General features: G+C 65.2%; 24 protein-coding genes. 15 read left to right on the top strand and 9 right to left on the bottom strand.

Going from position 1 to position 20,669, the window contains the following annotated elements:
- Positions 1 to 44: 44 nt before the first annotated feature.
- Positions 45 to 1,445 carry a tRNA uridine-5-carboxymethylaminomethyl(34) synthesis GTPase MnmE gene (gene mnmE, locus AC1RRP_RS11520; RefSeq protein WP_493036269.1) on the top strand — a complete coding sequence of 467 codons (1,401 nt, stop codon included), beginning with the start codon at positions 45 to 47 and terminating at the stop codon, positions 1,443 to 1,445.
- A 214-nt stretch (positions 1,446 to 1,659) separates the two neighbouring features.
- Positions 1,660 to 2,370, top strand: coding sequence for a hypothetical protein (locus AC1RRP_RS11515; RefSeq protein WP_493036267.1), 711 nt, complete (start codon positions 1,660 to 1,662; stop codon positions 2,368 to 2,370).
- A gap of 27 nt (positions 2,371 to 2,397) precedes the next feature.
- On the opposite strand, the gene AC1RRP_RS11510 is transcribed toward AC1RRP_RS11515, so the two are convergent.
- Together AC1RRP_RS11510 and AC1RRP_RS11505 are read right to left on the bottom strand one after the other, a co-directional pair.
- Entirely contained in the window at positions 2,398 to 2,952 is a 555-nt protein-coding gene (locus tag AC1RRP_RS11510; protein WP_493036265.1) for an adenine phosphoribosyltransferase, read from the bottom strand.
- Between the two features lie 37 nt (positions 2,953 to 2,989).
- Positions 2,990 to 4,975 (bottom strand): monovalent cation:proton antiporter family protein, encoded by a 1,986-nt coding sequence (locus AC1RRP_RS11505; protein ID WP_493036263.1) that lies wholly within the window; start codon positions 4,973 to 4,975, stop codon positions 2,990 to 2,992.
- A gap of 43 nt (positions 4,976 to 5,018) precedes the next feature.
- On the opposite strand from AC1RRP_RS11505, the gene AC1RRP_RS11500 reads away from it, so the two are divergent.
- The 4 genes from AC1RRP_RS11500 to AC1RRP_RS11485 are packed head-to-tail and all read left to right on the top strand — an operon-like array spanning position 5,019 to position 7,976.
- Positions 5,019 to 6,020 carry a KpsF/GutQ family sugar-phosphate isomerase gene (locus tag AC1RRP_RS11500; RefSeq protein ID WP_493036261.1) on the top strand — a complete coding sequence of 334 codons (1,002 nt, stop codon included), beginning with the start codon at positions 5,019 to 5,021 and terminating at the stop codon, positions 6,018 to 6,020.
- Positions 6,017 to 6,571: a KdsC family phosphatase gene (locus AC1RRP_RS11495; protein ID WP_493036259.1), complete on the top strand. Its 555-nt coding sequence runs from the start codon at positions 6,017 to 6,019 to the stop codon at positions 6,569 to 6,571. Before AC1RRP_RS11500 ends, AC1RRP_RS11495 begins: the two co-directional genes overlap by 4 nt.
- Positions 6,568 to 7,185, top strand: coding sequence for an LPS export ABC transporter periplasmic protein LptC (gene lptC / locus AC1RRP_RS11490; protein ID WP_493036257.1), 618 nt, complete (start codon positions 6,568 to 6,570; stop codon positions 7,183 to 7,185). Before AC1RRP_RS11495 ends, lptC begins: the two co-directional genes overlap by 4 nt.
- A 14-nt stretch (positions 7,186 to 7,199) precedes the next feature.
- Positions 7,200 to 7,976 (top strand): SDR family oxidoreductase, encoded by a 777-nt coding sequence (locus AC1RRP_RS11485; RefSeq protein ID WP_493036255.1) that lies wholly within the window; start codon positions 7,200 to 7,202, stop codon positions 7,974 to 7,976.
- 101 nt (positions 7,977 to 8,077) lie between these two features.
- On the opposite strand, the gene rbp (AC1RRP_RS11480) is transcribed toward AC1RRP_RS11485, so the two are convergent.
- Both rbp (AC1RRP_RS11480) and rbp (AC1RRP_RS11475) read right to left on the bottom strand, forming a co-directional pair.
- On the bottom strand, positions 8,078 to 8,512 hold the full coding sequence (gene rbp, locus AC1RRP_RS11480) for an RNA-binding regulator (RefSeq protein ID WP_493036253.1): 435 nt from the start codon (positions 8,510 to 8,512) through the stop codon (positions 8,078 to 8,080).
- A gap of 226 nt (positions 8,513 to 8,738) precedes the next feature.
- Complete coding sequence (gene rbp, locus AC1RRP_RS11475; RefSeq protein WP_493036251.1) at positions 8,739 to 9,134, bottom strand: RNA-binding regulator; 396 nt, start codon at positions 9,132 to 9,134, stop codon at positions 8,739 to 8,741.
- A 249-nt stretch (positions 9,135 to 9,383) separates the two neighbouring features.
- Between rbp (AC1RRP_RS11475) and AC1RRP_RS11470 the strand changes: the two genes are divergently transcribed.
- The 5 genes from AC1RRP_RS11470 to AC1RRP_RS11450 all read left to right on the top strand — a co-directional run bounded on the left by AC1RRP_RS11470 (position 9,384) and on the right by AC1RRP_RS11450 (position 12,518).
- Entirely contained in the window at positions 9,384 to 9,917 is a 534-nt protein-coding gene (locus AC1RRP_RS11470) for a peroxiredoxin family protein (protein WP_493036249.1), read from the top strand.
- A 75-nt stretch (positions 9,918 to 9,992) separates the two neighbouring features.
- A complete protein-coding gene (locus AC1RRP_RS11465; protein WP_493036247.1) occupies positions 9,993 to 10,271 on the top strand; it encodes a BufA1 family periplasmic bufferin-type metallophore in 279 nt (92 codons plus the stop codon).
- A 25-nt stretch (positions 10,272 to 10,296) separates the two neighbouring features.
- Positions 10,297 to 11,196 (top strand): MNIO family bufferin maturase, encoded by a 900-nt coding sequence (gene bufB, locus AC1RRP_RS11460; RefSeq protein ID WP_493036245.1) that lies wholly within the window; start codon positions 10,297 to 10,299, stop codon positions 11,194 to 11,196.
- Positions 11,193 to 11,990: an HvfC/BufC family peptide modification chaperone gene (locus AC1RRP_RS11455; RefSeq protein ID WP_493036243.1), complete on the top strand. Its 798-nt coding sequence runs from the start codon at positions 11,193 to 11,195 to the stop codon at positions 11,988 to 11,990. The genes bufB and AC1RRP_RS11455 overlap by 4 nt, the downstream gene beginning before the upstream one ends.
- A 33-nt stretch (positions 11,991 to 12,023) precedes the next feature.
- On the top strand, positions 12,024 to 12,518 hold the full coding sequence (locus AC1RRP_RS11450) for a DoxX family protein (RefSeq protein ID WP_493036241.1): 495 nt from the start codon (positions 12,024 to 12,026) through the stop codon (positions 12,516 to 12,518).
- Here the strand turns inward: AC1RRP_RS11450 and AC1RRP_RS11445 are convergent.
- Positions 12,508 to 13,710 carry an ammonium transporter gene (locus tag AC1RRP_RS11445; RefSeq protein WP_493036239.1) on the bottom strand — a complete coding sequence of 401 codons (1,203 nt, stop codon included), beginning with the start codon at positions 13,708 to 13,710 and terminating at the stop codon, positions 12,508 to 12,510. The genes AC1RRP_RS11450 and AC1RRP_RS11445 overlap by 11 nt on opposite strands.
- A 163-nt stretch (positions 13,711 to 13,873) precedes the next feature.
- On the opposite strand from AC1RRP_RS11445, the gene AC1RRP_RS11440 reads away from it, so the two are divergent.
- Complete coding sequence (locus AC1RRP_RS11440) at positions 13,874 to 14,443, top strand: TMEM165/GDT1 family protein (RefSeq protein ID WP_493036237.1); 570 nt, start codon at positions 13,874 to 13,876, stop codon at positions 14,441 to 14,443.
- 12 nt (positions 14,444 to 14,455) lie between these two features.
- On the opposite strand, the gene AC1RRP_RS11435 is transcribed toward AC1RRP_RS11440, so the two are convergent.
- Positions 14,456 to 15,271: a formate/nitrite transporter family protein gene (locus tag AC1RRP_RS11435; RefSeq protein WP_493036235.1), complete on the bottom strand. Its 816-nt coding sequence runs from the start codon at positions 15,269 to 15,271 to the stop codon at positions 14,456 to 14,458.
- Positions 15,272 to 15,454: 183 nt separating this feature from the next.
- Between AC1RRP_RS11435 and metX the strand changes: the two genes are divergently transcribed.
- Genes metX through AC1RRP_RS11420 form a run of 3 tightly spaced genes read left to right on the top strand, consistent with a single transcriptional unit; the run spans position 15,455 to position 17,782 of the window.
- Positions 15,455 to 16,600, top strand: a complete 1,146-nt coding sequence (gene metX / locus AC1RRP_RS11430) for a homoserine O-succinyltransferase MetX (protein ID WP_493036233.1) — start codon at positions 15,455 to 15,457, stop codon at positions 16,598 to 16,600.
- The gene (gene metW, locus AC1RRP_RS11425) at positions 16,597 to 17,178 is read left to right on the top strand and encodes a methionine biosynthesis protein MetW (RefSeq protein ID WP_493036231.1); all 582 of its coding nucleotides are present in this window, start codon (positions 16,597 to 16,599) and stop codon (positions 17,176 to 17,178) included. Before metX ends, metW begins: the two co-directional genes overlap by 4 nt.
- 19 nt (positions 17,179 to 17,197) lie before the next feature.
- Positions 17,198 to 17,782: a hypoxanthine-guanine phosphoribosyltransferase gene (locus AC1RRP_RS11420; protein ID WP_493036229.1), complete on the top strand. Its 585-nt coding sequence runs from the start codon at positions 17,198 to 17,200 to the stop codon at positions 17,780 to 17,782.
- A 25-nt stretch (positions 17,783 to 17,807) separates the two neighbouring features.
- Here AC1RRP_RS11420 and AC1RRP_RS11415 read toward each other — a convergent pair whose 3' ends face one another.
- The 3 genes from AC1RRP_RS11415 to AC1RRP_RS11405 are packed head-to-tail and all read right to left on the bottom strand — an operon-like array spanning position 17,808 to position 20,599.
- Positions 17,808 to 19,115 carry a TRAP transporter large permease gene (locus AC1RRP_RS11415; RefSeq protein ID WP_493036227.1) on the bottom strand — a complete coding sequence of 436 codons (1,308 nt, stop codon included), beginning with the start codon at positions 19,113 to 19,115 and terminating at the stop codon, positions 17,808 to 17,810.
- Complete coding sequence (locus tag AC1RRP_RS11410) at positions 19,112 to 19,591, bottom strand: TRAP transporter small permease (protein ID WP_493036225.1); 480 nt, start codon at positions 19,589 to 19,591, stop codon at positions 19,112 to 19,114. The genes AC1RRP_RS11415 and AC1RRP_RS11410 overlap by 4 nt, the downstream gene beginning before the upstream one ends.
- A 3-nt stretch (positions 19,592 to 19,594) precedes the next feature.
- Positions 19,595 to 20,599, bottom strand: a complete 1,005-nt coding sequence (locus AC1RRP_RS11405) for a sialic acid TRAP transporter substrate-binding protein SiaP (RefSeq protein ID WP_493036223.1) — start codon at positions 20,597 to 20,599, stop codon at positions 19,595 to 19,597.
- Between the last annotated feature and the right edge of the window lie 70 nt (positions 20,600 to 20,669).

The following is a 20,669-nucleotide window of genomic DNA, read 5'->3' as shown; positions in this document are numbered from 1 at the left end:
CGGCCCTTTCACTTTCAGGCCCCCACGCGACAAAATAGCGCACCATGCTGGCACGCCAACAGGAACCCATCGTCGCCATCGCCACGGCCCCCGGACGGGGTGCCGTGGGTATCGTGCGCGTGAGTGGTCGCAGGCTAGGGGACTTCGTCACGGCCTTGTGCGGCCGCGCGCTGCAGGCGCGTCATGCCACCTACCTGCCCCTGCGGGATGCGGCCGGCGAAGTACTGGACCACGGCCTGGCCATTCATTTCCCGGCGCCGCATTCCTACACCGGCGAAGACGTGCTGGAACTGCAGGTCCATGGTGGACAGGTGGTGCTGCAACTACTGCTGGCACGCTGCCTGCAGGTGAGCCTGCAGCTGGATGAGCGGACCGGCCAGGCCTGTCTGCCAGGTTTGCGTTTTGCGCAACCCGGTGAATTCACCGAACGCGCCTTCCTCAACGACAAGATCGACCTGACCCAGGCCGAGGCCATCGCCGACCTGATCGACGCGAGTACCGAGGCCGCCGCGCGCAGCGCCAGTCGCTCGCTCGATGGCGCCTTTTCACGTGAGATCGGGGTGCTGCGCGAAGCGCTGATCCAGCTGCGCATGCTGGTCGAAGCCACGCTCGATTTCCCGGAAGAAGAGATCGACTTCCTGGAAAAGGCCGATGCCCGGGGGCAGCTGGAGCGCCTGCAGGACCGGCTCGCCACCGTGCTTGAGCACGCCCGCCAGGGCAGCCTGCTGCGCGAAGGCATCAAGGTGGTGATTGCCGGCCAGCCTAATGCGGGCAAGAGCTCGCTGCTCAATGCACTGGCCGGGGCCGAACTGGCCATCGTGACGGCCATCCCCGGCACCACGCGCGACAAGGTGCAGCAGACCATCCAGATCGAAGGCGTGCCCCTGCACGTGATCGACACCGCAGGGCTGCGCGAGAGCAGCGACGAGGTGGAGCGCATCGGGATCGCCCGTGCCTGGGCCGAGATCGAAGCGGCCGATGCCGTGCTTTTCCTGCATGACCTCACGCGCCAGGCCTTGTCCGACTATCGCCAGGCGGATGAGGACATTGGCCGTACGTTGCAGCAGCGTCTGCCGACACGTGTGCCGGTGCTGGATGTCTGGAACAAGGCCGACGCCGCGGCAGCGCCGGCCCAAGGCCTGAGCCTTTCGGCCAAGACGGGTGCCGGCCTGGAGACCTTGCGTCGTCGCCTGCTCGAAACCGTGGGCTGGCAGTCGGCACCCGAGGGTGTCTACATTGCACGCGAACGCCATGTACATGCCTTGCGGCAGGTGCAGGCGCATCTTGAAACAGCTGCGGCACACCTGGCGGCGCAGGCCCACGCACTGGACTTGCTGGCCGAGGAATTGCGCCTGGCACAGAACGCGCTCAACGAGATCACGGGGGAGTTCACCTCAGATGACCTGCTGGGTGTCATCTTTTCCCGATTCTGTATCGGCAAGTGACGGGCCGGGAGATCTTGCGCGCCCGCTGCATTCCCGTTGTCAAGGCGGCGAAATGGGCGTAACGTGCAATCCAGCAGGCAGCATCGAGAGGCTGGCCCGGGAAACAATTTCTTACGCTGGGCGGTCAAGCACGCTGCGCCATTTAGGAAGAAAATGCAGGTTGCAGGCAGTTTGTCTGCCCCCTGTTGTGCAAGTAGCGCCATCGGAATGAAAAATGGGACGACTGGACAACTTCTTCTCGAAAAAATCCACGGCCAAGCCAGCACCTGAGCAGGATGCGGGCCCAACCAACCTGCCGCCGGACGACGAACAGGCCCTAGACCGCAAGACCCAGAGGCTGGAGCGCCGCGAGTTGCTCTATGCCGTGGTGCGCGAGTCCATGGCGCGTGTGGGCATGCTGTCCTCGAGCTACAAATACAAGGTGCTGTCCCTCGATTCACGTGGCAGCCAGTACCTGATCATGATGGACCTGCCCCAGGCGATGGCCCAGCACATCGGCCAGCTGGCGGAAATCGAGGAGATCGTCACCCAGAACGCCCGCTCGCGCCACAAGATCGATGTGACCGCGGTCTACTGGCGTATCAACGAGCTGTCCAAGACCTCGACAGCCGTCCTGCGTAAGCCGCGCCCGGAAATCGAGTTGGGCGCTATCGCGCCTGCGGCCAGTGAAGCGTCGCAAGCGCCGCTGGTGCCCGGAGATCGTAGGCGTCGCTTCGAACCCATCCGCCCCGACGAAGTCAATGCCTTCAAGCAGGCGCTGGCGACGGGCAACAAGCCCAAGCCTAGCGCTAGCGGTGCGCCCAGGCCCTTGCCAGCGGATTTTGCCCCGACCGAGTTTCCCCAGACCGAATTTGAGGAAACCCGCATGGATGAAGAAGCCGAGCGACTGCCATTGAGCCGCACCCAGTACGGCGATCTGATCTAGGGCACAGCTTGCGCCACCGGGGCCGCTTCAGGTCCCGGCGAAGTCAAGCAGCGTGAAGAGGTGCAAGCCGGCCTCGCGCAGTCGCGCCGATCCACCAAGCTCCGGCAGGTCGACGATGGCGGCTCCCTCCATCACCTGGGCGCCCAACTTTTCCAGCAGCTTCTTGCCGGCCATCATGGTGCCCCCGGTGGCGATCAGGTCATCGACCAGCAGCACCCGGTCGCCCGGCTTGACGGCATCGGTGTGCAGCTCCACCGTGGCACTGCCGTACTCCAGCTCGTAGGTTTCCTCCACGGTCGTGAAGGGCAGCTTGCCTTTCTTGCGGATCGGCACGAAACCCACCGCGAGCTCATAGGCGATCACCGAGCCCAGGATGAAGCCGCGCGCATCGAGCCCGGCCACCACGTCTGGGCGCATGCCAGGATCCATGTAACGGTGGACGAAAGCGTCAACCATGACGCGGAATACCTTGGGGTTCTGCAGCAGCGGCGTGATGTCGCGAAACTGCACACCTGGTGAGGGCCAGTTCGGCACGGTGCGGATATGGCGTCTCAGATATTCGTTGATGTAGTGGTCCTGCATGGTGGGTCCGATGCGTTGCGGGTCAGGCTGGCGGTGGTCATCCGCGCAGCAGTTTTTCTTCGGCCAGCGCCAGGGCTTCGGCCTGGCCGGAAAGCACCAGCGTATCTCCGTCCTCCAGCGCCAGACCGGCATCGGGTGAGAGGCTTTTGCCGTTGCGGCGGCGCAGGCTGAGTATGCGGGTGTCGGCCAGGCGCGGCAAGAGTGCACCGAGGGACTGGCCCAGGGCATGGGCGCCTGCGGGCAGGGTCAGGCTGTGCAGACGCTCCTGAGCGCCATCGTCGTCCGGGTTGTCGTCAGCTCCGTGGAAATACCCGCGCAGCAGGTTGTAACGGGCGTCGCGCTGGTCCTGCACCAGACGGATCACCCGGCGCATGGGCACGCCCACCAGGGCGAGGGCGTGGCTGGCCAGCATCAGCGAGCCCTCGATCGACTCCGGCACCACTTCCGTGGCTCCCGCGGCCCGCAGCCGGTCCAGCGCAAAGTCGTCCTGGGTGCGCACGATCACCGGGACGTGTGGGGCATGGGCACGCACATTGGCCAGCACCTTGAGGGCGCCCGGAACATCCAGGTAGGTGATGACGACCGCGCTGGCGCGGCCCAGGCCGGCGGCCATCAGGGCTTGCAGGCGGGCCGCGTCACCGTAGGCGACGCTGTTACCCGCCGCCGTCGCCTGTCGCACCCGATCAGGGTCCAGGTCCAGCGCCATATAGGGAATCTTCTCGCCTTCGAGCATGCGCGCCAGGTTCTGGCCGCAGCGCCCATAGCCGCAGATGATGACGTGGCCGCTGGTGCCGATGGCTTGGCGCGCGATGCTGGTCATCTGCAGCGACTGCTGCAGCCATTCGCTGGCGACCAGCCGCAAGACCAGCCGGTTGCTGTACATGATGATGAAGGGCGTGGCCAGCATGGACAGCACCATGGAGGCCAGGATGGGGTTGAGCGTGGTGGCCTCGATCAGGCCTTGTTCATGTGTCAGCGTGAGCAGCACGAAGCCGAACTCACCGGCTTGTGTCAGGTACAGACCGGTGCGCAGGGCCACGCCCATGGGGGCACCCAGGGCGCGCGTGAGGGCCGTGATCAGCACCAGCTTGAGCAGCAGGGAAGAGGCCATGAGCATCAGCACCAGCGGCCAGCGCTGCCAGACAATGCTCCAGTCCAGCATCATGCCGATGGTGATGAAGAACAGGCCGAGCAGCACATCGTGAAAGGGGCGGATGTCGGTCTCCACCTGGTGCTTGAATTCGGTCTCCGAAATCAGCATGCCGGCGACAAAAGCGCCCAATGCCAGGCTCAGGCCGGCGAGCTCGGTCAGCCAGGCCAGGCCCAAAGTGATCAACAGCAGATTGAGCATGAAAAGCTCGTTGCTCTTGTGGCGTGCCACCTGGGTGAGCCAGCGGCGCATCAGGCGCTGACCACCCAGCAGCAGCAGCGACAACAGCACCACGGCCTTGAGCAGGGCCAGGCCCAGCGAGCCCAGCAGTTCGTGCGCCGGGCTGCCCAGCGCCGGGATCAGCACCAGCAGTGGCACCACCGCGAGGTCCTGGAACAGCAGGATGCCCATGACGCGCTTGCCGTGTTCGGACTCCAGTTCCAGCCGGTCGGCCATGAGCTTGACCACGATGGCCGTGCTGCTCATGGCCATGACACCCGACAGCGCCAGCGCAGCTTGCCAGCTGATGGACCACTGATCCGGCAGCAACAGGGTCAGCCCATAGGCACCTGCCATGGTCAACAGCATGGTGAACAGCACCTGCAGCAAGCCCAGGCCGAAGACATGGCGGCGCATGGCGCGCAGGCGCGGCAGGTTGAATTCGAGCCCGATGGCGAACATCAGGAACACGACGCCGAATTCGGCAAGGTGGCGCACACCCGACGAGTTCTGCGCCAGCGCCAGCGCATTGGGCCCGATCAGCACACCCACGACCAGATAACCGAGCATGGGCGGGAGTTTGAGACTGCGAAAAACGACGACGCCCAGCACCGCTGCCAGCAGGTAGATCAAGGTCAATTCAAGCCCGGTCATACCCGGATACTAGCAAGACGACAGGCCCCGATAGAATCGATGCATGAGCGACAGCAAGCAGGAACCAGCGCCCCTGGATGCAGGCCGGGTCATCCGCCTTGCGCATGAGACCCTCGAGATCGAAGCCGCGGCCGTGTTGGGCCTGCGTCAGCACATTGGCGAGTCTTTCACCCAGGCCGTGGCCCTGATGTTGAAGGTGCCGGGACGGGTGGTCGTGATGGGCATGGGCAAGAGCGGGCACATCGGCCGCAAGATGGCTGCCACCCTGGCCTCCACCGGTACACCGGCCATGTTCGTCCATCCGGCCGAGGCCAGCCATGGCGACCTGGGCATGATCACGGCAGCCGATCTGCTGCTTGCGATTTCCAACAGCGGCGAGTCCGAAGAGCTGACCGCCATCCTGCCGGTACTCAAGCGCCAAGGCGTGCCCTTGATCGCCATGACCGGCAATCCCGCGTCCACCCTGGGCCTGCATGCCGATCTGGTGCTCGACACGGCCGTCGAGAAGGAAGCCTGCCCCTTGAACCTGGCGCCAACGGCCAGCACCACGGCCCAGCTCGCCCTGGGGGATGCCCTGGCGGTGGCCCTGCTGGATGCCCGCGGCTTCAAGGCCGAGGACTTTGCCCGCTCCCACCCCGGCGGCTCGCTGGGGCGCAAGCTGCTCACCCATGTGAGCGACGTGATGCGTCAGGGCGAGGCGGTTCCGAAGGTCAGCCCGGAAGCCGGATTCAGCGCCATCATGCGCGAGATGAGTGCCAAGGGGCTTGGAGCCACGGCCATCGTCGACGCGCAGGATCGCGTGCTCGGCATCTTCACCGACGGTGACTTGCGGCGCCTGCTGGAAAAAGGTATGGACATGCGTACGGGCACTGCGCAGCAGTTCATGCATCCCAACCCGGTCACCATCGGGCACGACGCATTGGCCGTGGAGGCTGCCGAGATGATGGAGCAACGGCGTATCACCAGCGTGCTGGTGGTGGACGGCGAAGGGCGGCTGTGCGGGGCATTGAACAGCAACGATCTGATGCGCTCGAAAGTCATATGAATCCCGTGCGCCCTGCACTGAGTTTTCCACCAGAACTGCTGCTGCGCGCACAGGGCATCCGGGTGGCATTTTTCGATGTCGATGGCGTCCTGACCGACGGCGGCCTCTACATCGGCGAGACGGGTGAAAGTCTCAAACGGTTCAACACCCTGGATGGCCACGGCCTCAAGCTCCTGCAGCGCGCCGGCATCACGCCGGCGGTGATCACCGGCCGTGACAGCGCAGCCCTGCGTGTGCGCCTGCAGGCGCTGGGCATCCGTCATGTGCACTACGGCACCGAGGACAAGCGGCCGGCGGCCGAGCTGACGCTGCAGGCCCTGGGCCTGGACTGGTCGCGGGCGGCAGCCATCGGCGACGACTGGCCGGACCTGCCCGTCATGCAGCGTTGTGCCTTCGCTTGTGCGCCGGCCAATGCGCATGCCGAGGCGTTGGCACGCGCCCACCATGTGACGAAGGCTGCGGGCGGCGCCGGCGCCGCCCGCGAGTTCTGCGATCTGTTGCTGGTGGCCAGCGGCCGTTACGTCGACCTGTTGCAGGAGTTCCTGCCGTGATCCGGGTCCTGCGTCTGGCTTGGGATCGCCTGTCGATCTACCTGCCGCTCATGCTCATGGGCCTGCTGGCGCTGGGGACCTACTGGTTGGTGCGCAGCACGCCCATGCTGGAGCCCGGGGCGGCGGAACAGCCGCAGCGCAGGGACCCGGATTACCTGATGGAGCGTTTCTCGATCAAGACCTTCGACAACGAAGGGCGCCTCAAGAGCGAGGTCTACGGTGAACAGGCCCGGCACTATCCGCACACCGACCTGCTGGAAATCGACCAGGTGCGTATCCGCAGTTTCAACAGCCGCGGTCACCTGACGGTGGCCACGGCCAAACGCGCACTGGCCAACAACGATGCCAGCGAGGTTCAGCTCATGGGAGATGCCCAGGTCGTGCGCGAAGCCACCGTGGACCGCAGCGGTGCCACGCTACCGCGCGTGAGCTTCAACGGCGAGTTCCTGCATGCTTTCCTGGAAGACGAACGCATCAAGTCGCACAAGCCGGTGGCACTGATGCGAGGCAACGACCGCATCACCGCCGAGAGCATGGACTACAGCAACTTCGACCAGGTCGTCGAACTGCGGGGTCGCGTGCGCGGCACGCTGCAGCCGCCGCAGGACCGCTGAGCTGCGCCGGGCGTATGCGCAAGCTGGTCTTCATCACGGGCGCGTCCAGTGGCATCGGCCAGGCCCTGGCCCTGTGCTGCTACCAGGCCGGTTATGACCTCGCCCTGGTGGCCCGCCGTGCGCACGAGATGCAGCAATGGGCCGACACGCACCAGCTCGTAGCGCAGCGTTATCGTCTGTACGTCGCCGATGTGGCGGACATCCAGAGCATCGTCGCCGCAGGACAGGCTTGCCTGACGCAGCAGGGCCTGCCCGACGTGGTGCTGGCCAATGCCGGCATCAGCATCGGCATGGACACGGCCGAACGCGAAGACCTCGCAGTCATGGCGCGTACCTTTGCGGTCAACAACACGGGCCTGGCGGCGACTTTCCATCCCTTCGTCGAGCCGATGCGCCAGCGTGGCACCGGGCGCCTGGTGGGCATCGCCAGCGTGGCCGGTATCCGCGGCCTGCCCGGTCATGGCGCTTACTGCGCCAGCAAGGCCGCCGTGATCAGCTATTGCGAGAGCTTGCGCGGTGAGTTGCGCAGCAGTGGTGTACGCGTGGTCACGCTGAGTCCTGGTTATATCGACACCCCGCTGACGCGCGAGAACCGCTACGCCATGCCTTTTCTGATGTCAGCGCCCGCCTTTGCTGAGCGCGCCTTGCGCGCGATCGAGGCCGGGGTGAGCTACCGCGTCATTCCCTGGCAGATGGGCCTGGCGGCGCGCTTGCTGCGCCTGTTACCCAATGCCCTGTTTGACCGCCTGCTGGCTGGTCGGCCGCGCAAGCATCGCGCGCCACCTCCGTGACGGGACCGGGCTGGTCCGCGGTGGCTGACAAACGCTGAAGCCGACCACCCAAAAACGGAAAAGGCCCCAGACGGGGCCTTTTGTTTGCAAAGCAGGCAGGCTCAATACCCGCGACGACCGCCGCCGCCACCGCCTCGTGGGTTGCCATAGGGGCTGCGGAAACCGCCCTCGCCACCGCCACCGCCTTCACCACCACCATACCCACCGCCGCCTTCGCGACGACCGCCGCCGCCGCCTCCGTAGCCACCACCACCGCCTCCGTAACCCCCTGTGCGCGGGGGGCGCGGCTCCATGGGACGGGCTTCGTTGACCACGATGCTGCGGCCGCCCAGGGGCTGGCCGTTCATGCCGTTGATGGCCGCTTGTGCTTCGGCATCGCTGCCCATTTCGACGAAGCCGAAACCCTTGGAACGGCCGGTGTCACGCTCCATCATGACCTTGGCGCTGGTGACGGCGCCGAACTGACTGAAGGCCTGTTCCAGGTCGTTGTCGCGGATGGAATAGGCAAGATTGCCCACGTAGAGTTTGTTGCCCATGCTGGGACTCCTGAGTCAAAGCTAAAACAAGCGATGGGGTCCCAGAAACGCAATCCATTCGTGTCGATGATGCGAATTCAGCAGATCACCGCAATCCTGTGACAGGCCTCCCAGCCGCCACTTTTTAATTATTGACACAGAAATCCGGTTCCGACAAGGTGCTCCAGCCTAGTAATAACCATGAAAAAAGGGCCCGAAGGCCCTTTTTGGTCCGTGTGGAACAGGATCAGTAGCTGCTACGGCCACCGCCGTAACCACCGCCACCACCCTCACGACGACCACCGCCGCCGCCGTAACCGCCGCCACCGCCGTAGCCGCCGCCGCCGCCGCCGTAACCACCTCCGCCACCACCACCGCTACGGGGCGGGCGGGCTTCCATCGGACGGGCTTCGTTGACCACCAGGGCGCGGCCGCCCTGTTGCTGGCCGTGCAGGGCGGCAATGGCGGCTTGTGCTTCAGCATCGCTGCCCATTTCGACGAAACCGAAACCCTTGGAACGACCAGTGTCGCGCTCCATCATGACCTTGGCGCTGCTGACGTTACCGAAAGCGGAAAAAGCGCGTTGCAGGTCTTCGTCACGGAAGGAATAAGGCAGGTTGCCTACGTAAAGTTTGTTGCCCATGAAGGGACTCCTCAAAAAGACTCAGGTAAGGCGATGGAGTCAGATAGCCGCGAGCAACAAAGCACTGAAGACTTGAAGAAGACGCAAAACCGACGAATCACCGCAATTTAGTACCACCGATTTACAGAAGTACGGGCTCATTATGCGTTATCCCGCTGAAATATCCAGCCATCGGATACCCGTAGGCCCAGTATCTGTAAGAAAGAGGGGCCTGGAAACGACAAAACCTGTCTTATCCGGAGCAAAATCATGTACAGGATTGCAAACCTCGCCCTGGTCGGGCTGTTGACACTGTCTGCCGTGCCCGGGGCCCAGGCGCAAACGCAGCCGCAGGCGGCCCGGGCCCTTGCGCCAGCCACAATGGCCCAGCCCAGGGTGATCGGCCAGACCTTCGAGGGCCGGCCTTTTGACCTGGCCGGGCTGCGGGGCAAGGTTGTCCTGGTGGTGTTCTGGTCCACCACCTGTGCCGTATGCCGCGACAAGATGGGCGAACTGCGCGCCAATTACGAAGGCTGGCGCGGCCAGCCCTTCGAGATGGTCCTGGTCAACCAGGACCGGCGCTTGCAGGACGTGCAGGCTTACGAGCAGATCCTTGCCCTGACGGTACCGCGCGCGCAACGTTTCCCACAACTCTGGAGCGGCCAGCCGGGGTATGTCGACAGTTTCGGCGCGCAAGCCATGTTGCCGGCCACCTACATCATCAACAAGAGCGGAACGGTGGAAAAAGCCTACGCGGGGCGCATTCCGCCCGAGGCCTGGGATGACATCGCTGATCTGCTGTAAGAAAAGCGGCCCGGTCCCCGACTCAATCTGTAGCCGGGCGATGGTCGCGCGGCCTTATTCACCAGGAGTATTTCCATGAACCAACGTGCCCTCGTTGCCGCCGCTGCGGCCACCCTCCTCTCCACCCTGTTCGTGGCCACACCGGCCATGGCCCAGAGCAAGGAAAAATGCTACGGCATCGCCAAGGCCGGGCAGAACGACTGCGCCAGCCTCGCGGGCACGCATTCCTGTGCCGGCCAGGCCAAGCTGGACAACGACAAGGGCTCCTGGAAGTACGTGACCAAGGGCACCTGCAAGCAGATGATGGGCATGACCGCCGACGAAGCCAAGATGGCCGCCGGCAAGAAGGGCTGATCCGGCCATGACGGTGCGCCAGCCCGTGTCTACGGCTCCCGGTCTGTGCGAAGCCGCCGGCGTGGGCATAGGCTGGCGGCATCCGCACTACGGCGACTTGCTGGAAACCCTGCCATCCCTGGCCTTTCTCGAGGTCCATTCGGAGAACTTCTTTGGTGCCGGTGGCGCTGCACTGGCCGTGCTGGAGCAGGGACGTGCCCATTACCCGATCAGCTTGCATGGGGTCGGGCTGGGGCTGGGTTCGGTGGCTGGCGTGGATCCGCAGCATCTGGAACAGCTGGCGTCGCTGGTGGCGCGCATCGACCCCTGCCTCGTCAGCGACCACGCCTGTTTTACGCACGGCGTGCTGCCGGGCCAGGCCACACCGGTCCACACCGGCGACCTGCTGCCCCTGCCATTCAGCCGCGCCGCGCTCGATGTGCTGTGTCGCAACGTGCAGGTCGTGCAGGACCGCCTGCGCCGGCCGCTGCTGGTGGAAAACCTTTCCGCCTATGTCCAGTGCCCGGGCAACGAGATGATCGAAGTCGAGTTCCTGCACGAACTGGCACGCCGCAGCGGTTGCCGTCTGCTGCTCGACATCAACAACCTGTATGTGAATGCGCGCAATGCCGCCTTGCGCGGCGAGTTGCCGGACCCGCAAGCCGCCGTGCGCCACACCCTGGACGTGCTGGACCCGACGCTGATCGGAGAGATCCACCTGGCCGGTCACACCGAGGCACGTGACGGCGGCGTGCATCTGGTCATCGACGATCACGGCCAGCGGGTCTGCGACGAAGTCTGGGCGCTGTATGCCTACGCCCGCGAACAGCTGGGGGACATCCCGACCTTGATAGAGTGGGATACCGGGCTGCCGCCGCTGGCCGTCCTGCTGGACGAGGCAGCGCGCGCGGCGGCAATGGTCGACCGGGTGGTGCAAACCGCATGAGTGTTCAGACCGTACTCGCAGACACGACGCTCGCGCGTTGGCAGCAGTCCCTGCTGGCCGCCCTGTGGGCGCCGACGCACGACGAAGCCCTGGACCAGCTGGCCACACCAGGCGCGGCGCACCGCCCCGTCATGTGGCGCGGCATCGCGGCCTATCGCAGCCATGCTGCTGCCCAGGCCGTGCGCTCGCTGGGCGCGGCTTATCCCGTGGTGGAGCAGTTGGTCGGGCCAGAAAATTTCGAGGCGCTATCGCGCCTGTTATGGCGTGAGCGACCGCCACAGCGCGGTGATCTGGCGCAATGGGGCGCGGCCCTGGCGGCACAGATCGAGGCGCTGCCCGAGCTGATAGCGGATCTGCCTTTTCTGGCCGACGTGGCGCGGGTTGAATGGGCCCTGCACAGCATGGGCACGCTGGGCGACGCGCAGGCAGAACCCGCCAGCTTCACGCTGCTGGCGCACGAGGATCCCGCAAACCTGTGGCTCGATCTGGCCCCCGGTACGGCCTGCTTCAGCAGTGTCTGGCCGGTGGTGACGCTGATCGAGGCGCCCGGCAGCGCGCCGCCCCGGCACGCCCACGGCGGCGAAGACGCGCGGGTCTGGCGCTGCGGCTGGCGGCCCAGGCTGTGCGAGGCGCAACCGGGCGAGTCGGCGTTCCTGCGGACCGTGCAAGAAGGAAAGAGTCTGGGCAAGGCGCTGGCCTGTGCGCCAGGCTTCGATTTTGGTACCTGGCTGGCGCCGGCTGTCCATGAGGGGCTGTTGTTGCGCGTCGTGCCGAACCGGGCGGGGCAGGCCTGAGCGCTGCTGAAAAAACACAAGGAGAGTCACACCATGTCAACAACCGACACCCATGGGCGGCCGCTGCCGCTGCGCCTGTGGGCCCGGCTGAGCCAGGGCTTGCAAGCCCTGCAGCCGGCCGCGGCCCTGCTGGCGCGCCTGTACGTGGCGCAAGTCTTCTTCCTGTCCGGTCTGACCAAGCTGCGCGACTGGGAGATCACGGTGGCCCTGTTCACCGACGAGTACCAGGTGCCCCTGCTGTCGCCCGCCCTGGCCGCCTGGCTGGGCACGGCAGGTGAGCTGCTGCTGCCGCTGATCCTCGTGCTCGGTCTGGGTGCCCGCTTCGCAGCCCTGGGCCTGAGTGTGGTGAATGCCGTGGCCGTCATCAGCCTGGCCGAGATCGCACCGGCCGCGCTGCAGCAGCACATTCTTTGGGCTGTGCTGCTGGCAGGGCTGGCCATCTACGGCCCCGGGCGCTGGACGCTGGAGCAGCGGGCCTGGCCCTGGTTATTGCAACGCATGGGCCGGGGGGCGGGGCTTACCAGTTGACGTCGCGGTCCGGTGTCGCGCCGATCTTGTGGATGCTCAGGTCGGCGCCGTCAAACTCCTCCTCCTGGCTCAGGCGCAGGCCCATGGCAAGCTTGAGCGCACCGTAGACCACGAAGCCACCCATCAGCGCCCACAGCACACCCAGGCCGGTGCCGATCAGCTGGGCCGTGAGGGTGACGCCACCCAGGCCGCCCAAGGCCTTGCTGCCGAAGATGCCGGCGGCGATGCCACCCCAGGTGCCGCACAGCCCATGCAGGGGCCACACGCCCAGCACGTCGTCGATCTTCCACTTGTTCTGAGTGAGCGTGAACATGGAAACGAAGATGGCGCCGGCCACGCCGCCCACCACCAGTGCGCCCAGCGGGTGCATCAGGTCGGAACCCGCGCAGACCGCCACCAGGCCGGCCAGGGGGCCGTTGTGTACGAAACCCGGGTCGTTTCTGCCCACCAGCAAGGCCGCCAGCGTGCCGCCGGCCATGGCCATGAGCGAGTTCACGGCGACCAGGCCCGAGATCTTGTCCAGGGTCTGGGCGCTCATGACGTTGAAGCCGAACCAGCCGACCACCAGTATCCAGGCGCCCAGGGCCAGGAAAGGAATGCTCGAAGGCGGGTGGGCCGAGATGCCGCCATCCTTGCGGTAGCGGTTGTAGCGTGCACCCAGCAGCAGCACGGCCGGCAGGGCGATCCAGCCGCCCACGGCATGCACCACGATGCTGCCCGCGAAGTCATGGAACTCCTCGCCCGTCGCGGCCTTGATCCAGGCCTGGATGCCGAAGTGCTGGTTCCAGGCGATGCCTTCGAAGAAGGGATAGACCAAGCCGACGATGATGGCCGTGGCGATGAGCTGGGGCCAGAACTTGGCACGTTCGGCAATGCCGCCCGAGATGATGGCCGGAATGGCGGCGGCAAAGGTCAAGAGGAAAAAGAACTTCACGAGTTCGTAGCCGTTCTTGGCGACCAGCTGGTCGGCCCCGACCAGGAAGCCCGTGCCGTAGGCTACGCCATAACCGACGAGGAAATAGACCACGGTGGAGACCGAGAAGTCCACCAGGATCTTGATCAGCGCATTGACCTGGTTCTTGCGCCTGACGGTGCCTAGTTCCAGGAAGGCAAAGCCGGCGTGCATGGCCAGGACCATGATGGCGCCGAGCAGGATGAACAGGGCATCAGCGCCCTGTTTTAGTGCGTCCATTTTGAGATCTCCGAATAAATGCTTCTGTCTGGTGCAAAAACCAGAATTTTTAAGAAATGCACCAATGACAAGCAAAATCCAGGCCAAACTGCGCCAAGCGGGTGCAGTGAACGCACCAAGCCGGGATGGCACGAGCCACAAACCGGGTCGGTAGAATCCGTCGATGGAAGCTTTTCTGATTTCGACCGGCCTGGTCGCGCTGGCCGAAATGGGCGACAAGACGCAGCTTCTGGCCCTCATCCTGGCGGTCCGCTTTCGCAAACCCTGGCCCATCGTGGCCGGCATCCTGGTCGCCACCGTGGTCAACCATGCCTTGGCGGGCGCCGTCGGGGCCTGGGTCACCACGGTGCTGGGCCCGGTCTGGCTACGCTGGATTCTGGGCCTGTCCTTCCTGGCCATGGCCGCCTGGATGCTGATCCCCGACAAGTTCGACGACGATGACGACGCGTCCCAGGCGCCGCGCTGGGGTGTGTTCGGCACCACCGTGATCGCTTTCTTCCTGGCCGAGATGGGCGACAAGACGCAGATCGCCACCGTGATGCTGGCCGCGCAATACCAGGCCTGGGCCTGGGTGGTCGCTGGCACCACGCTGGGCATGATGCTGGCCAACGCCCCGGTGGTCTGGCTGGGCGAGCGCATGACGCGCCGTATTCCGATCCGCCTGGTGCACCTGGTCTCGGCAGGGATCTTCGTGGTGCTGGGCCTGGCGGTGCTGTTCGGCTGGGGCGCTTAGGGCCTGTGCGCCCTAACCCGGCTTGCGCCGGTAGATCACGTGATAGGCCAGGCCCACCAGCACACTGCCGCCGACCAGATTGCCCGCGATCACCGGCAGCAGATTGCCCAGCATGCCATTCCAGGTGACCGGTGGTGTGGCGCCCAGCGGGCCGAAGTGTTGCAGGAGCATGGCCAGCGGCATCAGGTACATATTGGCGATGCTGTGCTCGAAGCCGGCCGCGACAAAGGCCATGATGGGTGGCACCACGGCCACCGCCTTGTCCACCACGCTGCGCCCGGCCATGGCCATCCACACGGCCATGCAGACCAGCACATTGCACAGCACGCCGCGAAAGAAGGCCTGCAGCGGCGACAGGTCCTGCTTGGCCAGCGCGATCTTCACGACCTGCTGGCCGATGGCACCGCCGTTCAGATCCGTGTGGCCGCTGGCAAACACCAGCACCGCCAGGCCGGCCGCGCCGATAAAGTTGGCTGCGCACACCAGCACCCAGTTGCGCAATACCTCGGCACTGCGGATGCGGCCATCGGCCCAGGCCATGGCCAGCAGGTTGTTCCCGGTGAAGAGCTCGGCGCCCGCCACGACGACCAGCAACAGGCCCAGCGAGAACACCAGGCCGCCTCCGATGGCTGTCGCGGCAAAACCGAGGGTGGCATCGGACTTCACCAGCACGAAAAGCATGGCTCCCAGGCCGATGAAGGCACCGGCCAGCACACCCAGCATCAGCAGGGGCAATGTGGCCAACCTGGCTTTGGTCACGCCGACCGATTCGATGCGCTGGGCGATTTCGCTCGGGGCGTAGGCGTCGGATCCGTACAGCTCGGACATGGGTTACTCCGGTATCGGGTGGTGAAGACTTGGACTTATACTAATCCTCAGCGCCGATTTGAACCCGATTGCGGGCGCCGGAACCCTGGAGTTCCGAAGTTCAGCTAAACAGGCAAGGTGTTTCCGCCATCTGAGACCCGGCCCAGCTGAACGCTATGCCGGGTTTTGTTATTTAAGCCACCGATGTTGATTGCCCAGCCCCAGTCGATGACCTTCGATGCCACCCTGCCCCTGCAGAGCGGCGCGAGCATCCGCGGCTACACCCTGGCCTACGAAACCTACGGCAGGCTCAACGCCGACAAGTCCAACGCCGTGCTGATTTGCCATGCGCTCAACGCCTCGCACCACGTGGCCGGCGTCTACGAAGGCCAGCCCAAGAGCGAGGGCTGGTGGGACAACATGATCGGTCCCGGCAAGCCGGTGGACACGGACCAATTCTTTGTCATCGGCGTCAACAACCTCGGCTCCTGTTTCGGCTCCACCGGCCCCATGCACGTCAACCCGGACACGGGCAAGGTCTATGGCGCCGACTTCCCGGTGGTGACGGTGGAAGACTGGGTCAACGCCCAGGCCCGCCTGCTCGATGTGATGGGCATCCAGACCCTGGCGGCTGTCATGGGCGGTAGCCTGGGCGGCATGCAGGCCTTGAGCTGGACACTGCAGTACCCCGGGCGTGTGCGCCATGCCGTCGTGGTGGCCAGCGCGCCCAACCTCAACGCCGAGAACATCGCCTTCAACGAAGTGGCGCGCCGCGCCATCGTGACCGACCCGGATTTCCATGGCGGCCATTTCTACGAACAAGGCGTGATCCCCAAGCGCGGCCTGCGCATCGCGCGCATGATCGGCCACATCACCTACCTGAGCGACGACGTCATGAACGAGAAGTTCGGGCGCGAACTGCGCAGTGCCGTGGCGGGCACTGTGCGCGAGGCTTACCAGTACAGCACGCAGGACATCGAATTCCAGATCGAGAGCTATCTGCGTTACCAGGGCGACAAGTTCAGCGAGTACTTCGACGCCAACACCTACCTGCTGATCACGCGAGCGCTGGACTACTTCGATCCGGCACGACGGCACGACGGTGACCTGACCCGTGCGCTGGCGGCGGCGCGTTGCAAGTTCCTGCTGGTGAGTTTCAGCACCGACTGGCGTTTCTCGCCCAAACGCAGCCGCGAGATCGTCAAGGCCCTGCTCGACAACCGGCGCGAACTCAGCTACGCCGAGATCGACGCCCCGCACGGGCACGACGCCTTCTTGCTGGACGACGCGCGCTACATGAAGCTGGTGCGTTCCTATTTCCAGGGCATCGAAAGGGAGCTCATGTCATGAGCGATCGACTGACCCTGGAAACCATCGCCAGCCTGGTGCCGCAGGGTGCCCGCGTGCTGGACCTGGGCTGCGGCGACGGCGCCCTGCTGGCCCATCTGCAGGCCACGCGCGGCTGCAGCGGCTACGGCATCGAAATCGCCGACGACAACGTGCTGGCCTGTGTGCAGCGCGGCGTCAACGTCATCCAGCTCAACCTGGATGAAGGTCTGGCCCTGTTCGAAGACCAGAGCTTCGACGTGGTGTTGCAGATCGACACCTTGCAGCATCTGCGCAATGCCGAGACCGTGTTGCGCGAGACCGCGCGCGTAGGCCGCATGGGCATCGTGGCCTTCCCCAATTTCGCGCACTGGCCGAATCGTCTCAGCGTGCTGGGCGGACGCATGCCGGTGACGCGCCGCCTGCCCTACCAGTGGTACGACACGCCCAATATCCGCGTCGGCACGCATGCCGACCTGGAAGTGCTGGCCCAACGCAACGGTTTGCAGATCCTGGACAGCTTCGGCCTGCACAACGGTCGCCTGCTACGCTTCTTGCCCAATCTGCTGGCCAGCACGGCCGTGCTGAAGTTTTCGCGTTGAACCCCGCTGGGAACCGACCATGACCACCCCCCCGGCGCTGAGCGCCAAGGACCACGCGGCCAAGGCCCGTGCCCTGCTTTCACAAGCCACGGAGGTGTTTGACGCCGCGGCTGTGCAGGCGGCGCTGGTCCGGATGGCTGGCCAGATCAATGCCCGTTTTGAGCAGGAAGGTGCCCCCGCTTTCCCCTTGGTGCTGGGTGTGATGGGCGGCGCCGTGGTGTTTGCGGGCCAGCTCCTGACCCGCCTGAGTTTCCCCCTGGAGTTCGACTACATCCACGTCACCCGCTATGGCGCCAAGGACCATGGCGGACGCATCGAGTGGAAGGTGGAGCCGCGCGCCGATGTGCGCGGGCGCACGGTGATCGTGCTCGACGACATCCTGGACGAGGGCGAAACCCTGGCCCATGTGCAGGAACGCCTGCTGGCGATGGGGGCGACCGAGGTGCTGCTGGCGGTGTTTGCCGACAAGGCCATCGGCAAACCCAAACCGGCCCGGCCGGACTATGTGGGACTCGTGGTGCCGAACAAGTTCCTGGTGGGTTACGGCATGGACGCCTACGGCTATTGGCGGAATCTACCCGGCATCTGGGCGCTCGATATCTAGCCGTCCTGCCCGCGGGGTTTGTACCTCAGCCGCCCACCGCGCTGCCGTAGCCCATGGTCCGCGGCAGCCAGAGCACGATCTCGGGGAACAGGGTCATGGCCACCAGCAGCCCGAGCAACATCACCAGGAAGAGCCAGCCTTCGCGCATCATCTCGCCGATCGGGATGCCGGTCAGGGCCTTGGTGACGAAGAGCAGCATGCCAAAGGGCGGATGGATCAGACCGATCATCATGTTGAGCACCACCAGCACGCCGAAGTGGACCAGGTCCACGCCCAGCATTTTGGCCGCGGGCAGCAGCATGGGCACGAAGACCAGCAGCAGGACGGAGACGTCGAGGAAACAGCCCAGCACCAGGAACAGCGCGTTCACCATGAACAGGAATTGCAGACGGCTCAGCTGCAGGCCGTCGACCCAGGCGGCCATGGCCTGGGGCACCCCTTCGGCCGTGAACGCATAGTTCAGCATGAAGGAGCCGGCCAGGATGATGGTGATCACGGCGCTCGAACGCGTGGACTCCAGCACCACGCCCCAGAACGAGCGCCAGCTCAGCGCGCGGAGGACCACCGCCGCCAGGACCAGCGCATGCAGGGCCGCGACGGCTGCGGCCTCGGTGGGCGTGAAGGCCCCGGAGTAGATGCCACCGAGCAGGACGATGGGCATGGACAGCGGCAAGGCCCCGCGAAACAGGATGCCCGGCCACTCCTTGAGCGGCACCGGGGCCTCGCGCGGCATATTGCGTTGGCGGGCGATGTAGTGCACCACACCCATCATGAGTAGCGTCATGCAGACCCCGGGCACGACGCCACCCAGAAACAGCGCGCCGACCGAGGCGCCCGACACCAGGGCATAGATCACCATGGGGATGGAGGGCGGGATGATGGGTCCCAGGGTGGCGCTGGCCACCACCACGGCCCCGGCAAAACCACGGCTGTACTCGGGTTTCCTGAGCATCTGCTTGATCGTGACCAGGCCGGGACCGGCGGCGTCGGCGATGGCGCTGCCGCTCATGCCCGAAAAAATCACGCTGACGAGGATGTCCACCTGCGCCAGGCCGCCGCGCATGCGGCCGACCAGGATGCGACAGAAGTCGAAGATGCGTTCGCTGACCGTGCCCGCGTTCATGATGTTGGCGGCAAAGACGAAGAGCGGTACCGCCAGCAGCACATAGCTGTTGTACAGGCCGTTGCTGACCTGCTCGGCTACCAGGCCCAGGTCCTGGCCCTTGACCAGCAGGTAGGCCACCCCGGCCATCAGCATGGAGAAGCCGATGGGCATGCGCAGCAGCATGCCGGCCAGCACTACGCCCACCAGGGTCCACAGAGCCAGGCTCATGATCTGTGCTCCAGGTCCTCGAGATCCTGACCCCGGCAGGACTGCCAGAGGCCATGGAGGCTGCGCCACACCAGGGCCAGCAGCAGCAGCACGAAGGGCAGGAAAACCCATTCAAAGGACAGGCCCAGCACGGGCGTATCTTCACGCCCCATGAAATGCACATAGTCCCAGCTGGCCGGGATGGCCACTGCCGCCAGGCCGCCGATCATCAGATGACCAGCGAAACGCATCGCGCGGCGCAGGCGCCGGCTGGCACGGTTCCACAGCAGGTCGAACACCACGTGCTCGCGCTCGCGCACCATGAAGGCCGAGGCCCAAAGGATGACCCACAGGTACAACACCACTGCCAGCTCGTCGGTCCAGGGTAGTGGCCGGTTGAAGCCGAAGCGGGCTGTGATCTGCACGAGGAATACCACGAACAGCCCCAGGAACATCAAACCGCCCAGCGTCTGGGCGGCTTTGCGCAGCAGGCCCATGGATCAGCGGGTGGCGTTGATGCGGTCGAGCAGGCCGGCCGGCCAGACCTTGGCGTAGTCGGAGCGGGCGTAGGTCTCCTGGACCGATTTGCGGAAGGCCTCGACATCAGGCGTGCTGATCTGCAAGCCCTGCTGCCGGAAGAAGTCCACCAGCTGGCCTTCTTCCTTGATCCGGTTCTCGTTGTTGAACTTCGCTGCTGCCTGCGCAGCGGCCGTCACGTTCTGCTTCTGCAACGGCGTCAGGGCGTTCCAGCTTTTGTTGGAGATGGTGATGAAGAGACTGTCGACCAGGTGTTGGGTCAGCACCAGCTGTTTGGTCACCTCGTAGAACTTGGCGGCGCGTGCCGTGGGCAGCGGGTTGTCCTGGCCGTCGATGGTGCCGGTCTTCAGGCCCAGGTAGACCTCACCGAAGGCCAGCGGCGTGGCGGTGGCGCCCAGCGCGTCGCCCAGGAACAGCCACTCCTTGGTACCGGGCATGCGCAGCTTCACGCCCTTGAGATCGGCCGGTGTGCGCACAGGGCGCACCTCGCGCAGATTGAGCTGGCGCGTGCCGAGGTAGACCGTGGAGAGCACGGTCACGTCCATCTTGTCGGAGACGGCCTTGAACAGCTCGTTGCCGATGGGGCCGTTGAAGACCTTCTGCTGATGCTGGGGATCGCGGATCACATAGCCCGCGGTGAAGATCGAGAAGGCCGGCACCAGCTTGGCGAAGTCAAAGGCCGAGATCGAGGCCAGCTCCAGGTTGCCGCGCGCCATGGCGGCCGGCTCGGTGCCCTGCTTGAACAGCGAGGCGTTGAGGTTGATCTGCACGTCGAACTGCTGGGGCGCGGATTTCTCCAGCGCGTCCTTGAACACGGCCCACATTTTTGCGTGCCAGTCGTCGGGCACGGCCGGGCTGGAAATCCGCAGGGGAATCTTGGCCTGGGCCAGGGCCGGCTGGGCCAGGCCGCAAAAAGCCGTGGCGCAGGCGAGCAGCAGGCCACGGCGCAGGTGCGAGGCTGTAGTCAAGGGAGTCTCCTGATAGTCGGTCGGATGTCGAGAGTGTAAGCAGGCCGGGCGCGACAGAGGGCCGGGGATG

The sequence above is a fragment of the Hylemonella sp. GW821-FHT12C09 genome, from assembly GCF_058807395.1.
Note: the sequence above shows the minus strand (reverse complement) of the source record. Positions and strands in the feature narration are given on the sequence as shown.

Excerpts from the sequence above, each read along its gene's own strand:
- mnmE (WP_493036269.1), top strand. The coding sequence starts at position 45 with ATGCTGGCACGCCAACAGGAACCCATCGTCGCCATCGCCACGGCCCCC.
- AC1RRP_RS11515 (WP_493036267.1), top strand. The coding sequence starts at position 1,660 with ATGGGACGACTGGACAACTTCTTCTCGAAAAAATCCACGGCCAAGCCA.
- AC1RRP_RS11510 (WP_493036265.1), bottom strand. The coding sequence starts at position 2,952 with ATGCAGGACCACTACATCAACGAATATCTGAGACGCCATATCCGCACC.
- AC1RRP_RS11505 (WP_493036263.1), bottom strand. The coding sequence starts at position 4,975 with ATGACCGGGCTTGAATTGACCTTGATCTACCTGCTGGCAGCGGTGCTG.
- AC1RRP_RS11500 (WP_493036261.1), top strand. The coding sequence starts at position 5,019 with ATGAGCGACAGCAAGCAGGAACCAGCGCCCCTGGATGCAGGCCGGGTC.
- AC1RRP_RS11495 (WP_493036259.1), top strand. The coding sequence starts at position 6,017 with ATGAATCCCGTGCGCCCTGCACTGAGTTTTCCACCAGAACTGCTGCTG.
- AC1RRP_RS11485 (WP_493036255.1), top strand. The coding sequence starts at position 7,200 with ATGCGCAAGCTGGTCTTCATCACGGGCGCGTCCAGTGGCATCGGCCAG.
- rbp (WP_493036253.1), bottom strand. The coding sequence starts at position 8,512 with ATGGGCAACAAACTCTACGTGGGCAATCTTGCCTATTCCATCCGCGAC.
- rbp (WP_493036251.1), bottom strand. The coding sequence starts at position 9,134 with ATGGGCAACAAACTTTACGTAGGCAACCTGCCTTATTCCTTCCGTGAC.
- AC1RRP_RS11470 (WP_493036249.1), top strand. The coding sequence starts at position 9,384 with ATGTACAGGATTGCAAACCTCGCCCTGGTCGGGCTGTTGACACTGTCT.
- AC1RRP_RS11465 (WP_493036247.1), top strand. The coding sequence starts at position 9,993 with ATGAACCAACGTGCCCTCGTTGCCGCCGCTGCGGCCACCCTCCTCTCC.
- AC1RRP_RS11455 (WP_493036243.1), top strand. The coding sequence starts at position 11,193 with ATGAGTGTTCAGACCGTACTCGCAGACACGACGCTCGCGCGTTGGCAG.
- AC1RRP_RS11450 (WP_493036241.1), top strand. The coding sequence starts at position 12,024 with ATGTCAACAACCGACACCCATGGGCGGCCGCTGCCGCTGCGCCTGTGG.
- AC1RRP_RS11445 (WP_493036239.1), bottom strand. The coding sequence starts at position 13,710 with ATGGACGCACTAAAACAGGGCGCTGATGCCCTGTTCATCCTGCTCGGC.
- AC1RRP_RS11440 (WP_493036237.1), top strand. The coding sequence starts at position 13,874 with ATGGAAGCTTTTCTGATTTCGACCGGCCTGGTCGCGCTGGCCGAAATG.
- AC1RRP_RS11435 (WP_493036235.1), bottom strand. The coding sequence starts at position 15,271 with ATGTCCGAGCTGTACGGATCCGACGCCTACGCCCCGAGCGAAATCGCC.
- metX (WP_493036233.1), top strand. The coding sequence starts at position 15,455 with ATGTTGATTGCCCAGCCCCAGTCGATGACCTTCGATGCCACCCTGCCC.
- metW (WP_493036231.1), top strand. The coding sequence starts at position 16,597 with ATGAGCGATCGACTGACCCTGGAAACCATCGCCAGCCTGGTGCCGCAG.
- AC1RRP_RS11420 (WP_493036229.1), top strand. The coding sequence starts at position 17,198 with ATGACCACCCCCCCGGCGCTGAGCGCCAAGGACCACGCGGCCAAGGCC.
- AC1RRP_RS11415 (WP_493036227.1), bottom strand. The coding sequence starts at position 19,115 with ATGAGCCTGGCTCTGTGGACCCTGGTGGGCGTAGTGCTGGCCGGCATG.
- AC1RRP_RS11410 (WP_493036225.1), bottom strand. The coding sequence starts at position 19,591 with ATGGGCCTGCTGCGCAAAGCCGCCCAGACGCTGGGCGGTTTGATGTTC.